The sequence below is a fragment of the Desulfovibrio sp. genome (genome assembly GCF_018379785.1).
Taxonomy (GTDB): Bacteria; Desulfobacterota; Desulfovibrionia; order Desulfovibrionales; family Desulfovibrionaceae; genus Desulfovibrio.
Window position 1 is genome coordinate 24,575 of the sequence record NZ_JAGZUV010000009.1, and the last position, 14,150, is coordinate 38,724.

The window sequence follows — 14,150 nt, forward strand, 5'->3', positions numbered from 1 at the left end:
GTTCCTTCAGCGTTGTCAGTCGGCATCATGGCGCGCGGCCGGAGGAAGTGCGGCGCGGCAGACAGGCCGCCGGGGCATTTTGGAGAGCGGGGAAATGCCGTTGGCTTTACGGGCTGCCGCTACACGATTCAGATTCGGGCAACGGCGCGTCTCTCTCTCTCTCTCTCTCTCTCTCTCTCTCTCTCTCTCTCTCTCTCTCTCTCTCTCAACGGCCGCTTCGTACTCCTGTTCAGGCATGGGCTTGAAAAAAATGTAGCCCTGCACCAGATCACAGTGGACGCTCTTCAGAAAGGCGACCTGGTCCGGCGATTCCACGCCTTCGGCCACGGTCTGGATATGGAGTTTGCGAACCAGCCCGATGATGCTCTCAACCAGAATGGCGTCTTTTTCCTTATTCTCGCCGTCAATGAAGAACAATCTGTCGATTTTGAGCGTGTCGATGGGCAGGCTTTTCAGCAGACTGAGCGAGGAATAGCCTTTTCCGAAATCGTCAATGGAACAGGAAAAGCCTTCCTGCTTCAGCTTTTTCACGATTTCGGTCATCAGCTCGGAGTTGTCGCAGGCGATGGATTCCGTGAATTCAAGGTCCAGCAGGCCGTTCGGGATCCGGTAACGGTTTTTGACGGCCGCATAGGCGGCCACAAAGTCCGCCTCGTAAAACTGGAGCCGGGAAATATTTACCGAAACCGGCAGGACGGGCCGCTCTTCGTCCAGCCTGCGGCGCAGGGAGCGGCAGACGTTTTCAAAGACGTACTGGTCCAGTGCGGCGATGAGATGGTTCTTTTCAAAAACAGGGATAAACCTGTCGGGCGGGATGATCCGGCCGTCGGGTTTTTTCCAGCGCACCAGGGCTTCGGCGCAGGCGATGGCGCCGGTGCGCAGATCCACCTTGGGCTGATAATAGATGATGAATTCCCCGCCGTTCAGGGCTTCCTGCATCTGGCTGACAAGGCCTTTTTCCTCCAGCAGGTTGTCGCGGATGCTTTCGTCGTAGAAAGCATATCTGGCATGGGCGCCGTTTTTGACCGTCTTGCGCGCGAAATTGGCCCGGTCCAGAATGTTGTCTATGACCAGGTCGCCGGGTGCGTCCTCCAGGCAGCAGATGCCGCAGCATACCGGCAGGGTCTGCTTGTACCGGGATTTGTGCATGAAATCCGTGATGTCGGCGTCAACGGCCTGCTGGCGCGCAAGAAGTTCTTCTTTGTCCTCATAGCGGCGCAGGATTATGAAATTGTCCGCCGAGACACGGCTGAAAATCTCATTTTCCTTGAGTTCCTTGCCGATAATGCGGGCGTATTCCCTGAGGACCGTGCTGCCGTATTCATAGCCGAACACATCGTTAATGTATTTAAAGTCGGCGAAATCAGCATAGGCCACGGCATAGCGCGTGCTTTCGCCGGTGCCGATCAGTTTCCTGGCCTCGCGCTTGAAGCGTTCCAGATTATACGCGCCCGTCAGGGGATCCCGGTCCGCCATGTCGTTCAGATTTTTGTTCAGATTCTCCAGCAGGAGCATTTTTTTGCCGTAGGCCCAGAGAATGAACAGCCAGGTCAGCAGCAGAAAAACCGCCATGAGCACGATCAGGCGCAAGAGCATGGAGGTTTCTTTGTGGGCGAAGGACTCCGCGGCAAAGACAGTCTTGTTCGCCAGATCAAAATAGTCTTCGCTGGCGCGCAGCAGGGCGGCGGACGCGGTCTTGTCCTGTCTGGCGGCCAGAATGTTCTCTTTCAGCGTTCCCCAGTGCCGCTGGAGCTGGGATAAATTATTGCTGTATTCCAGGTCGTCGGGCCTGATCAGACCGTACGGCCCTTCGCCGGTACGCAGTTCGTTCTGGATGCCGTCAAGATAGGCGATCAGATCGTCGCGCGGCTCTTGCGCCAACTCCAGTTTCACAAGGCGCTGGGTCGCGCCCCGCACGATGCCCACATAGTTGATCAGCCGGCCGTAGGTCTGGGATTGGTCGATGGAATAGATCGCGCCCACGCCAAGCAGAACCACCAGCAGGAAGAGGGTCTTAAGACCGAATTTCAGCATGTTCTGCATAGTTGCGCGGACCCCGGAAAGATTTTCACGCCACCCTACGGCATAACCAAACTTTTGTTAAGGGAATAAGGGCGGCCCGAAGAATTTCGGCGGGCCTGGCGGCCGTGGGCTTTGTGGTCCGGATCAGTTCCGGTAGGCCTCGCCGATGGCCTGGGCCAGCCCGCCCAGGGAGGTTTCCTTGTAGCGGGCCTGGAGGTCTGTTCCGGTACGGTACATGACCTCAATGATCTTATCCAGAGAGACCACGCGCTGGCGGCCGTCTTCCAGGCGGGAGAGCTGGGCGCAGTTCACGGCGCGTTCGGCGGCCACCCCGTTGCGTTCGATACAGGGAATCTGCACCAGGCCTCCCACGGGGTCGCAGGTCAGGCCCAGATTGTGCTCCATGCCGATTTCGGCGGCCGCCTCCACCTGTTTCACGCTGCCGCCGGTGACCGCGCAATAGGCCCCGGCGGCCATGGAGCAGGCCACGCCCACCTCGCCCTGGCAGCCCACTTCCGCGCCGGAAATGGAGGCGTTCAGCTTGTAAAACAGGCCGATGGCCCCGGCCGTGAGCAGAAAGTCCCGTTCGCCCGGCTCCGTGGCGTGGGGATAGAAGTTGGTATAGTACATCAGCACCGCCGGTATGATGCCCGCCGCGCCGTTGGTGGGCGCGGTGACGACGCGCCCGCCCGAGGCGTTTTCCTCGGCCACGGCAAAAGCATAGAGCATGGGCCAGAGGCTCAGGTCGCGGCGACCCGTGGCCTGGAGCGCGCTGACCTTGCGCAGCAGATTGGGAGCCCGGCGTCGTACCTTGTAGCCGCCGGGCAGCACGCCGTCCGTGCAGCAGCCCCGCTCCACGGATTCGCGCATGGTGCTGATGATGGTCGCCATGCGTGCCGCCACTTCCGCTTCGGAGCGCCAGAAAATTTCGTTGGCCAGCACGATGTCGGCAATGCTTTTGCCCTCCCGCTCGCAGATGGCGAACAGTTCACCGGCCGTGGCGTAGGAATAGGGCGGTGTGGGGTATTCTTCCCGCGGGGCGTCGAAATCCTCTTCGGTGCGGATGAAGCCGCCGCCGACGGAATAGTAGGTCCTGGACAGCAGGGGCGCGCCGTCGTCGGCAAAGGCCGAGAGGGTCAGGGCGTTGGAGTGGCGGGGCAGAAAGAGCCCCTTGTGCACCAGCATGTCCCGCGCATAGACAAAGGGCACGGCCCGCTCCCCGGCCAGCAGCAGGTCCGCGTCGTTTTTCAGCGCGTTGGCCCGCCCGGCCAGGTGGGCCGGTTCCACGCTGTGCGGCTGCTCTCCCTCTAGGCCGCTGAGCACCGCGCCCATGGTGCCGTGACCGTCGCCGGTGAGCGCCAGGGAACCGTAAAGATCAAGCTGGACGCGGGCCGTCGTGTCCAGCAGGCCTTTGCCGCGCAGCTCGTCGGCAAAGGCTTTGCCCGCCAGCATGGGACCTACTGTGTGGGAACTGGACGGGCCGATGCCGATTTTGAACAGATCGAACACGCTGAGCATGGTTTTCTCCGCCTAGGATTATTTATCATCAGTATGACGGAATATCCGCGCGGAGTCGAGGGGCGGCGGGCCCATACGGCGCAAGAAGGGGCATGCCGGTCCATGTGGAAAACCGGCATGCCCTGGTTGAGGGAGGAGGGAACTCAGCGTGCGGCGAGCTGGCGCTTGAGGTGGGCGATGAGGCCGCCCTCGCGGATCAGTTCCAGAATGTGCGGCGGCAGTACGGAGCAGAAGTATTCCTCACCGCGCGTGTGATTCCGAATGCGCCCGGCCGCGAAGTCGATTTCCAGGTCGTCGTCCTGGCGGATTTTGTCCGCATCCGCGCATTCCACCACGGGCAGACCCAGATTGATGGCGTTGCGGTAGAAAATCCGGGCGAAGAATTTGGCCACGATGGCCCCCACCTTGAGGTGGCGCAGGGAGAGCGGGGCCAGTTCCCGGCTGGAGCCGGAACCGAAGTTTCTGCCCGCCACGATGATGGTGCCCGGCTTCGCCCGCGCGGCGAAATCCGGGTCCACGCCGCTCATGGTCCAGGGCGCGGCCTCCTCGACGGAAAGCTCCATGTACTGCGGCGGCGAGATGATGTCCGTGTTGATGTTGTCTCCGAAAATATATGCCGGGCCTCTACGGATGTCTGACATGTCTGCTCTCCTTGCCTACAAAAATTCCCTGGGGTCCGTGAGCCGTCCGGTCACCGCAGAGGCGGCGGCGGTCAGGGGCGAAGCCAGGTAGGTTTCGGCCTTTTTGCTGCCCAAGCGGCCGATGAAGTTACGGTTGGTGGTGGACACGCAAATCTGCCCGTCGGCCAGCACGCCGGAGTGCAGCCCCACGCAGACGCCGCAGGTGGGCGCCAGGATGACGGCTCCGGCTTCGGAAAGCGCCAGCAGCGTGCCGTCGTCGGCGGCCCGCTCCCAGATGCTCTTGGAAGCGGGCGAAACCAGCAGGCGGCAGCCGGAGGCCACCTTGCGTCCCCTGAGCAACCGGGCCGCGGCGGCCAGATCCGTGTAACGGCCGCCGGTGCAGGAACCGATGTAGGCCTGGTCGATGCGCGCGGCGTTCGCTTCCGTCACCGGCCGGACGTTGTCCACCTCGTGCGGGCAGGCCAGCATGGGCGTGAGCGTTGCGGCGTCATAGTCCCGCCGTTCGCTGAAAACGGCGTCGATGTCGCTGTCCAGGCGCGGGAAGGGGCCAGCAAGGCCCTGGCCCAGCAGAAAGGCCTCGGTGGTTTCGTCGGTGGGGATCAGCCCGGCCTTGGCTCCCATTTCCACAGCCATGTTGGAGAGGCAGAAACGTTCGTCCATGCTCAGGGCGGCCACGGCCTCGCCCGTGTATTCCACGGCCTTGTAGGTGGCTCCGGCATGGCCGATGTCGCCGATGGTCGCCAGGGAAATGTCCTTGGCCATGACGCCGGGCGGCGGCGTGCCGCGCCATGTCACGCGAATGGTTTCGGGCACGCGCAGCCAGATCCGGCCGGTGGCCAGAATGCCCACCATTTCCGTGGAGCCCACGCCGCTGGCGAAAGCGCCCAGGGCTCCGCCCATGCAGGTGTGCGAATCCGTCCCCATGACCACCGTGCCCGGCAGCACGTGGCCGTGCTCGGCCATGACCTGATGGCAGGGGCCCACAAAGGCGTAATAGTTTCTGATGCCGTATTCCTGCGCCCATTCCTGGGTGAATTTGACGATGGCCGCCTGCTTGGCGTTGGCTGGAGGGGTGTAATGATCCGCGATGATCACTACCTTGTCCGGATCCCAGACCGGCACGTTCAGTTCACGCATACGTTCGGCGATTTCCACGCGCGGGCCCAGAATGTCGTCCATCATGGCCCGGTCCACATCGGCCCAGACAATTTCCCCGGCCCGCACTTCCTGGCGTCCGGCCGCCCCGGCGATGATTTTTTCAGCTATGGTCATGCCCATGTTTTTTCCCTTTGCCGGTGGCGGCGATGGAGAGGAACGGTCGGAGCCCGCGCGGCCGGGGACGGGATAGGCAAGCGCCGCACAGGTCGGAAAGTGCTGGGATTAACAAGATGCCTTGAGCACATAGACGTAACCGTCCATGATCCGGCGGGCCGTGCGGTAGACGCCCAGACGGGTGACGGCCACGCCGCCCGGTTCGTCCGGCGCTTCGCGGGCCTCGGCCTCCACCGGGATGACCCCTGAGGGGTGGCCGATGAGGATGGTCCGCGCCTGCTTGCCGCGTTCGCCGAGCGCCTCCCAGGCCACGCTGCCGGGAATGCGGCAGGCCGCGCCGGTGCAGACCGTGCCGGTGATGGGATAGGCCTTGTGCATTTTGAGCATGAACAGCAGACGGGAAACCAGGTCCGCGTCTCCGGCCCTGACCTTTTTGCCGTTGATGGCCGTGTAGTCCGCCGGGGGACTGACGATGGCGAAGAAAGGATTGTAGGGGCTTTGCAGGGCCGCGTTTTCCGGCGCGTCCGTCAGGCCGCAAAGCACGGCGGCCTTGCCCCGGATTTTTTCGATCACGGCCATCAGCGCCGCGTCGCCCTCTATTTCCGCCGGGCTTTCCGTGCCCTTCATGCCCAGGGAGGCGGCGTGGATGAAAACCAGGGGATTGCCCGCGTCCACCAGAGAGACGGGATATTCCCTTCCGTCGATGTGGAAAACGTCCTTGGGTTTGCCCGTGGGCAGCAGCTTGCCGGTGATGCCGCCGGTCACGCCGGACCAGTCCAGGGTCACGCGCGCGCCTGTGCCGGGGCAGCCGTCAATGGCAAAATTCCCGCTGACCCGCGCTTTGCCGTCCTTCACCGGCACTTCCGCCGTCAGCACGCTGCCGCTGTTGGTGAGGTGGATGCGCACCGTGGTCACGGGTTCCACTGCCCGCACCATGCCTTCGTCAATGGCGAAGCCGCCCACGGCCGAGGAAATGTTGCCGCAGTTGCCCTTGTAGTCGATGAAGGCTTTCTCGAAGCTGACCTGGCCGAAGGTGTAGTCCACGTCGCAGCCGGCTTTGCTGGAGGGGCCGATGATGGCCAGCTTGCTGGTCAGCACGTCGGCCCCGCCCAGGCCGTCGATCTGGCGGATGTCCGGGCTGCCGAAAACGGCCAGGATGACCGCGTCGCGCCTGGCCGGATCGGCGGGCAGGTCGTTGGCGCGCAGAAAAATTCCCTTGCTCGTGCCGCCGCGCACGATGGCACAGCGGATCTGTTCCATTTCGGGATGCATGTCCGTTCTCCTTGGAAAACCCGCGTTCGTCCTTATTGAACGTCGGCTTCCTTGATGGTTTCACCCAGAAATTCCCAGGTCTTGTCCACGACCTTCTGGAATTCGGCGGCTGAAAGATAGTCGGTGGAGAGCCCAGCCTTGGCGAACTTGGCCTTTACTCCTGGATCGGCTAGGGCTTCCTTGACCAAATTCTGCATGATTTCCACGCGCTCATCAGGTACGCGCCGGGGTGCCAGCAGACCGTGCGGGGAACCGAAGACGTATTCCGGCCCCGCCTGTTCCGCGAAGGTAGGTACGTCGGGAAATTCCGGCAGCCGTTCCGGACTGGTCACCCCGATCATCCTGAAATCGCCGGAGAGCACGTAGGGCTTTTGATTGGTGGTAACACCGAAGCCACTGGTCACATGGCGGCCCAGCAGGGCCGTGGAAACCTCCTGTCCGCTGGCATAGGTAATATGGGGCAGATCCACGCCGGGAAAGGTCTTTAAAATTCGGCGCATGAACAGGCTTTGGGTGGAATAGGCCCCGTGGGTCGCGTAGTTGACCTTGCCGGGATTGGCTTTAGCGGCTTCCATCAACCCCCTGATGTCCTTGATGTCCGAATCGGCGTTGACGGCCAGGCTCATCCACATGTTGGTGATCTGGACAACGGTGCGGAAATCCTTGAGGCTGTAACCGGTTTTTTTGAGGTGGGCCACAGTGGAGAAAGGGGCTATGCCGGGGAAGCCGAAGGTGTATCCGTCGGGCCTGGCCCTGGCCACGTCCAGCATAGCCGGCGCGCCAGCCCCGCCGCCCTTGCAGACAATGTTCAGGATGATGTTGTGCTTGGTCTGAAAATATTCGGCTAGAACGCGGGCGGCGATGTCCACAGCGCCGCCGGGCCCGAAGGGTACGATGATGGTCACGGGCCGGTCGGGATAGGCGGCTCGGGCCGACAGGGGGAAAGCCGGGAACAACAGGGCGCAGACGAGAAGAGCGGACAGAATACGCGAGTTTTTTTTCATGGTTTTTCTCCTTTGACAGTCAGTGGGGTGCGCGGATGTTACAAGCGTGCTTTCGGCGCGGCGGTGAAGACGTGCGCGGCCTGAAGCGCCGTAAGCGCCATCAGTTTGCAGCGCGGAATGAGGGTGGAAGGGCGAAAATATTCTGCGGGCGAGTGCATGTCCGCCCCCTCGGGACCCATGCTGCAGAGCACGGGCAGACCCAGCACGCTTGAACAATAGCCGGATTCAGCCGCGCCCTTGGAGTGCTCGGCGTGGATGTAGTAGTCCAGACATTCCCCGGCATGGGCGGCCAACTCGTAAAGTTGTCGTACCGTGGGCGTGGTTTCCAGCGGCGGCAGGCGCACGCCTCCGCTGACATGGGCATGGGTGCCGGGCACCTTGCAACAGGCCGTTTCTTCGCGCACCCTGTCGGCCAGGGCCAGACCGTCTTCCAGTCTGGCGAAGGAGAGATGCAGTCGAGCCCAGGCGTTGGGGGCCACGGAATTGGCGGAGATGCCACCGCTGATCAGTCCGGTGTTCACCGTGGTGCCGTTGGTGAGATCCAGATGTTCGTTAAAAGCCAGGATGTTGTGGGCCAGCTCAAGAATGGCGGAAGCGCCTTCTTCGTAATTACGCCCGGCATGGGCGGCTTTGCCCGTGATTTCCAGCAGCATGTGCCCTGATCCCTTGCGTTCGATGGTCACGCCGTTGCCAGGATACCCTGCTTCCGAGCAGAGCACGGCGTGTGCGCCGTTGAGCTGTTCGCCCAGTATGGATGCGCTGGAGGCCGAGCCCAGTTCTTCGTCGGGGGTGAAGGTCAAGGTCATGGGTACGGGCATCAAACCAAGCTCCTTCAGCGCTCTGGCCACAAACATGTTCTGCACAAGGCCAGCCTTCATGTCCGCCGCACCTGGACCGGTGGCTCTGTCGGCGGCGCGGTCCAGGCGGAAGGGGCGGGCCGCCGCCGTCCCGGCCGGAAAGACCGTGTCCATGTGCCCGATGAAAGCCACGCCCGGTCCGGCCTCCTCAGCATGGCTGCGGGCGCAGAACACGTTGCCCAGGGAGTCCATCCAGGGCTCATCGGGCGGCGAGGGTCTTTTGGGCAGTCTGGCCGTCTGAAAGCCCACTTCGGCCATCCAAGCGGCGAGCGTCTCGCCCACTTTGTTCACATCGTCGCCGTCGTGGGAAAAAGAATCCATGTTCACGATACGTTCCAGAAGGGTAAGCATTTCTGGCTCCTTGTCATTGAACCAGACATCCAGCTTTTCTTTCCATTGCGTGAGTTCCATGTAGGGCTCCTTGTCTGTGTTGGTCAGGATTTGCTCGGGTTCTTCCGGGAATCGCGCAGGTCGTTCCAAACGGACTTGATCAGCACAAAGAGGCTGAGTCCCAGGATGATGCAGGCCACGGGGCTGGTGTAGAAAATGGCATAGTCGTTCTGGGAAATGCTCAATGCCCGGCGGAAGTTAGCTTCGGCAATGGGTTCCAGGATCATGGCCAGCAGCAGCGGCGGCAAGGGGAAGTCGCACTTGATCATCAGATAGCCCACAGTGCCGAACACCGCTACCACCAGCAGGTCAAAGGTGGAATTGTTTACTGCAAAGCCGCCCACCACGCAGAGCGTGACCACGATGGGCATGAGCACGCCGCCGGGGATGGAGGTGATCTTGTTGGCCCCGCGCACGGCGATCAGCCCGCAGACCAGCATCACCACATTGGCGATGATGAAGGCCGCGAAAATGCCGTAGACCGTGACCGGATGTTCCACAAAGAGCAACGGGCCGGGGGTCAACCCCTGGATCATCAGCGCGCCCAGCATGATGGCGGTGATGATGTCGCCGGGCACGCCCAGCGTCAGCAGGGGGATCAGCGCGCCGCCGCAGACCGCGTTATTGGAGGATTCTGTAGCGGCGATGCCCTCCAGGCAGCCCTTGCCGTACATTTCCGGCGTCTTGGAGTGGCGCTTGGCTTCGGAGTAGGCGAAAAAGGTGGCCGCGCTCACGCCCGTGGCCGGGATGATCCCGATGGCCGTGCCGATGGCCGAGGAGCGCAGGAAGTTTACGGCATTGTCGGTAAGATCTTTAAGAGAAAGACCGCGCCTGGATATCTTACCTTCCTTGAGCGACACGCCCCGGATCACGTCCTCCACGGTCACCAGAACTTGGGACATGGCGAACAGGCCCACCAGCACGGGCACCAGGGACAGGCCGTTGAAAAGATCCGGAATGTTGAATGTGTTGCGCATGTCGCTGGTGACCGGGTCCAGTCCGATGGTGGCGAGAAACAGGCCCACACAGGCGGAAACCAAGCCTTTGATCAGGTGGCCGGAGGAGAGCGAGGCCACGATGGTCAGGCCGAAGACCGCCACAGCAAAATACTCCGGAGCGCTGAAGGACATGGCCGCGCGGGCCAGCAGCGGCGCCACGGAAACCAGGACAAGAGCGCTGAAAATGCCGCCGATGAAGGAGGCCACGGTGGCCATGTCCAGGGCTCGGCGGGACTCGCCGCGCGCCGTGAGGGCCGGACCTTCCAGCATGGTGGCTGCGGCGGAAACCGTGCCCGGTGTGCCCACCAGAATGGCCGTGATGCAGCCGCCGTAAATGGCCCCGCAGTACATGCCCAGCAGGGCGGAAAAGGCGTCCACCGGGGCCATGCCGAAGGTCAGGGGAATGAGCAGGGCCACGCCCATGGCCGCCGTCAGTCCTGGCAGCGCGCCAAAGACGATTCCCAGGGCCACGCCCATGAGGTTGGCCAGCAGCGCGCTCATACTAAGGGCGCTCATGATGCCGTCAAAGATATTTGCAAGCATGTCTTTCTCCTCTGAAACTGATGCCGGTTATGCCGGAAAGCCGGGACTTCAGGGCAGCATGATCTGGAAAAACCAGCCAAAGGCCGCGAGCAGGACGGCCGTGGTCAACACAGCCACCAGCAGGACCTCCACGGGCTTGCGCCTGCCGAGCAGGGGCAGGGCAATCAGAAGAAAGAGACAAGTGCTGATGCAGAAGGCTCCGCCCGAAGCGAAGGGCGGGTTTTCCATGGCAGCGAAAAGGTCGCCGAGACCGGTCAGAGTGATCAGATAAAGATAGATAAGGCCGAGGAAGCAAAGAACTTTTTTGAAGACGCGGGGTTCCGGCCAATAGCGCTTATCGGGCATCTGGCGCAGACCCTTGACGATCAGAATGCAACTCAGGACGGCGAGAATGACGAGAACCGCTCTGGGCACGCCGCCGGGCCCCACGTTTTCGGTGCTTCCGGCCGCAGGCAGCAGGCTGACGCTGTATGCGCCCACGGCGCACAGTCCGAGCAGAATAAGGCCACTGACAACGTCTGTTGGGCTTTTCATTATATTCCTCGCTGGGTTGGCATGGGATATCAGCCAGAGCGTTTCGCGTTTGAAGACGGGGGCTATCCCGGCGGCCGCTTTTATTTCATGCTGCTGTCGCCCCCATCCTCTTCCGTTTCAGCAATATTCGGACGTTCCCGCAGTTTGCGCCAGAGGCTGACCCGGCTGATGCCCAGGCGCCGGGCCGCGCGCGCGTAATCGCCGTTACAGGCGGAAAGCTGCCGGGTAATGGCCTCGTATTCCGCGCGCCGCGCGATTTCCCTGAGTGTTTCGCCGTTGTCCGAGGACGGAGGAGTGAAGGGATCGCCCCCACCGCAGACGCACGGCCCGCTTTCCTGGGCGCGGGTGCGGGAGAAGAGTTCCCGCAGGGATCGCTGCGGAAAAAGGTCGGAAATCAGGGCCAGACGTTCCATGACGTTGGCCAGTTCGCGCACGTTGCCGGGCCAGGCGTGTTCGCGCAGCAGGTCGCCCAGCTCCTTGTCCAGCGCCTCTCTGTCCAGACCCGTGCAGGCCGCGCCGCGTGCGCCCTTGCGCAGGAAGTGGCAGGCCAGATAGAGGGTGTCGTTGCCCCGCTCGCGCAACGGGGGAATGTGGAGCGGCAGGACGTTGCAGCGATAGAAAAGGTCCTGGCGGAAGAGCCCGCGCGCCGCCAGGGCTTGGAGATTCCTGTTGGTGGCGCAGATGATCCGCACGTCAATGGGAATCATCTGCGCGCCGCCGACGCGCATGACTTCCCGCTCCTGCAGGACGCGCAGCAGGCGGGCCTGGAGGTGGTAGGGCATCTCGCTGATCTCATCCAGAAAAAGCGTGCCCTCGTGGGCCAGCTCGAAATACCCGGCTTTACCCTTGCGCCGCGCGCCGGTGAACGCGCCCTCCTCATAGCCGAAAAGCTCGCTTTCCAGCAGGGACGGGGGAATGGCCGCGCAATTGACCGCCACAAAGGGCGCCGCGGCCCGGCGGCTGGCCAGATGCATGCCCTGGGCGAAAAGTTCCTTGCCGCTGCCGGATTCGCCCTGGATCAGTACCGAGGCATCGGCTTCAGCATAGCCGGCGGCCAGTTTTTTGAGGTCCTTCATGCCCGCGTTGCGGGTCAGGATGTCCGCGAGCCGCCAGCGGGCCTCGAAGCCGTGGGCGCGTTGGCGGCCCCGCAGGCGCTGCTCCGCCTGGCGGATGCGCTCGGCCCCGGCGAAGGTGCAGACCACGCCGATGCTGCGGCCGTTCATCCGGATGGGCACGCGGTTGGTCACGATGGTCTGGCCGTTGATGTCCTGCAGCTCGTTGAGCTCGGACGTGCCGTTGTGCAGCACGTTCCAGGTGCGGGTGTTGGGCACCACGTCGCGCGCATCCCGCCCCACGGTCTCGTCGGCCTTGATCTGCAGAATGTTTTCCGCCGCCGGATTGATCAGGGTCAGGGCGTTGTTTTCATCCGTGACCATGATGCCCTCGGCGATGGTGTTCAGAATGGTCATGGTCCGGGCCTGGCGCTGCAACTCCACCCGGCGGATGCGGGCGATGGCGAAGGCCTCACGCAGGGCGCGCCGTACCGCGTCCTCGCCGGCTTCCAGCACGATGCCGTCCACGCCGCAGAGTTCGCGCATGCCCGCCACCAGCGCTCCACCCACGCCCAACTGCGCGCCTTCGGCCGCGGCCTCCAGCATGCGGGAGGATTTCTCCTCGCGGGTGTGGAAAAGATATTCGCGGATTTCCATGCCCAGGGCCCGGGCCACGGCCTGCACCTCCGGCAGGGGCTCCTGGTAGTTGAAAAAGGCCGCTTTGCGGATTTTTCCCTGAAAAGGCAGGAGAACCCGCAGTAGGTCCAAGGCCGTAGTGGAAACCGTCACCACGGGGACATCCACCTGGGACTGGATGTAGTCGGCGCTGCCGCCGCGGCTGCAGATAACTTCCGGCTGTTCGCTGTTGATGAGTTGCCGGGCCGCCGCCACGGCCTCTTCCAGGGCAACGCCCATACGCACCGCCAGACTGCAGGGAAGGCCCTCCGCCACGCGGGCGAACATGGCGCTCAGATTGCCGTAGGGGGCCACCAGGGCGATTTTGTATGGGGGAGAGGCGTATTCAATCATGGTCTTTCCTGTGGCGGATGGTGCGTCGGCGCTGCGGCTTCGCATGACCGGGGCCCGGCCGGGCCGGACCCCGGACCCGGGGTTCAGCCCGCGTACTTCCGGCTGAGCGCGTTGTAGGCGTCCAGGCCGATGAAGGCGTTGAATTCCGGGAAGGTCAGCAGATGGTCGAAGAAATCCGCCGTGGTGTTGTGGGTTTTGAGGTGCTGCATGTAATTGCGCACGGCCAGGGCCGCCGCGTACAGCGGGCCGGTGCAGTAGATGGCGATGCCGAAACCCATGTCTTCCAGCTCTTTGGTCGTGGGGATGGGCGTGCGTCCGCCCTCCAGCATGTTGGCCAGAGTCGGGGTGTTGGGGAAGACCTCGTTGATCTTGCGCATTTCGTCCAGATTTTCCGGGGACTCGATGAAAATGAGATCAGCCCCGGCTTCTTCGTAGGCCTTGCCGCGCTCAAGGGCTTCCTCCAGGCCGTGGTCGGTGCGGGCGTCGGTGCGGGCGATAATCACGAAGTCGTCGTCCCGACGGCTGTCCGCGGCGGCCTTGATTTTCTGGACCATTTCTTCCCTGGGAATGACCTTGCGCCCGAGCATATGTCCGCAGCGCTTGGGGAAAACCTGGTCTTCCAGCTGGATGGCGCAGACCCCGGCCTTTTCGTATTCGCGCACGGTGCGCATGACGTTGAGCGGATTGCCGTAACCGGTGTCGCCGTCGGCCAGCACCGGCACGTCCACCGCCTCGGCCAGATTGCGGGCCCGGTCCACCATTTCGGTCATGGTCAGCAGGCCTACGTCGGGCTGGCCCAGAATACTGGCCGAGGTGCCGTAGCCGGTCATATAGACGGCCTTGAAACCGGAATGTTCGATGATTTTGGCGCTGAGGACGTCATAGGCTCCGGGGGCCACCAGCAGTTCCGGGGCCCGCAGCATCTGCTTGAGGAGGGTGGTCTTTTTCATGTCTTTTCCTTGCTTGTTTGATGAAGTGCCTGGCGTTCCGCCCGCGCGGAGTACGGAAATTCAGGCCG

At 62.8% G+C, this 14,150-nt stretch carries 11 protein-coding genes; all 11 read right to left on the bottom strand.

Going from position 1 to position 14,150, the window contains the following annotated elements:
• Positions 1-15: 15 nt before the first annotated feature.
• Complete coding sequence (locus KH208_RS03035; protein WP_291433717.1) at positions 16-2,043, bottom strand: bifunctional diguanylate cyclase/phosphodiesterase; 2,028 nt, start codon at positions 2,041-2,043, stop codon at positions 16-18.
• A 123-nt stretch (positions 2,044-2,166) separates the two neighbouring features.
• Positions 2,167-3,540, bottom strand: coding sequence for an L-serine ammonia-lyase (locus KH208_RS03040; protein ID WP_291433718.1), 1,374 nt, complete (start codon positions 3,538-3,540; stop codon positions 2,167-2,169).
• Positions 3,541-3,683: 143 nt separating this feature from the next.
• A complete protein-coding gene (locus tag KH208_RS03045; protein ID WP_287703271.1) occupies positions 3,684-4,181 on the bottom strand; it encodes a 3-isopropylmalate dehydratase in 498 nt (165 codons plus the stop codon).
• A 15-nt stretch (positions 4,182-4,196) separates the two neighbouring features.
• The gene (locus KH208_RS03050) at positions 4,197-5,459 is read right to left on the bottom strand and encodes a 3-isopropylmalate dehydratase large subunit (RefSeq protein ID WP_291433722.1); all 1,263 of its coding nucleotides are present in this window, start codon (positions 5,457-5,459) and stop codon (positions 4,197-4,199) included.
• A 102-nt stretch (positions 5,460-5,561) separates the two neighbouring features.
• Positions 5,562-6,725: a 2-methylaconitate cis-trans isomerase PrpF family protein gene (locus tag KH208_RS03055; protein ID WP_291433723.1), complete on the bottom strand. Its 1,164-nt coding sequence runs from the start codon at positions 6,723-6,725 to the stop codon at positions 5,562-5,564.
• A 32-nt stretch (positions 6,726-6,757) separates the two neighbouring features.
• The gene (locus KH208_RS03060; protein WP_291433725.1) at positions 6,758-7,729 is read right to left on the bottom strand and encodes a tripartite tricarboxylate transporter substrate binding protein; all 972 of its coding nucleotides are present in this window, start codon (positions 7,727-7,729) and stop codon (positions 6,758-6,760) included.
• A 38-nt stretch (positions 7,730-7,767) separates the two neighbouring features.
• Positions 7,768-8,997 carry a M20/M25/M40 family metallo-hydrolase gene (locus KH208_RS03065; RefSeq protein ID WP_291433726.1) on the bottom strand — a complete coding sequence of 410 codons (1,230 nt, stop codon included), beginning with the start codon at positions 8,995-8,997 and terminating at the stop codon, positions 7,768-7,770.
• Positions 8,998-9,020: 23 nt separating this feature from the next.
• A complete protein-coding gene (locus KH208_RS03070) occupies positions 9,021-10,517 on the bottom strand; it encodes a tripartite tricarboxylate transporter permease (RefSeq protein ID WP_291433729.1) in 1,497 nt (498 codons plus the stop codon).
• A 48-nt stretch (positions 10,518-10,565) separates the two neighbouring features.
• A complete protein-coding gene (locus KH208_RS03075; protein ID WP_154508765.1) occupies positions 10,566-11,051 on the bottom strand; it encodes a tripartite tricarboxylate transporter TctB family protein in 486 nt (161 codons plus the stop codon).
• A gap of 80 nt (positions 11,052-11,131) precedes the next feature.
• A complete protein-coding gene (locus KH208_RS03080; protein WP_291433731.1) occupies positions 11,132-13,132 on the bottom strand; it encodes a sigma 54-interacting transcriptional regulator in 2,001 nt (666 codons plus the stop codon).
• An 83-nt stretch (positions 13,133-13,215) separates the two neighbouring features.
• On the bottom strand, positions 13,216-14,082 hold the full coding sequence (locus KH208_RS03085; RefSeq protein WP_154508769.1) for an isocitrate lyase/PEP mutase family protein: 867 nt from the start codon (positions 14,080-14,082) through the stop codon (positions 13,216-13,218).
• Positions 14,083-14,150 lie beyond the last annotated feature (68 nt).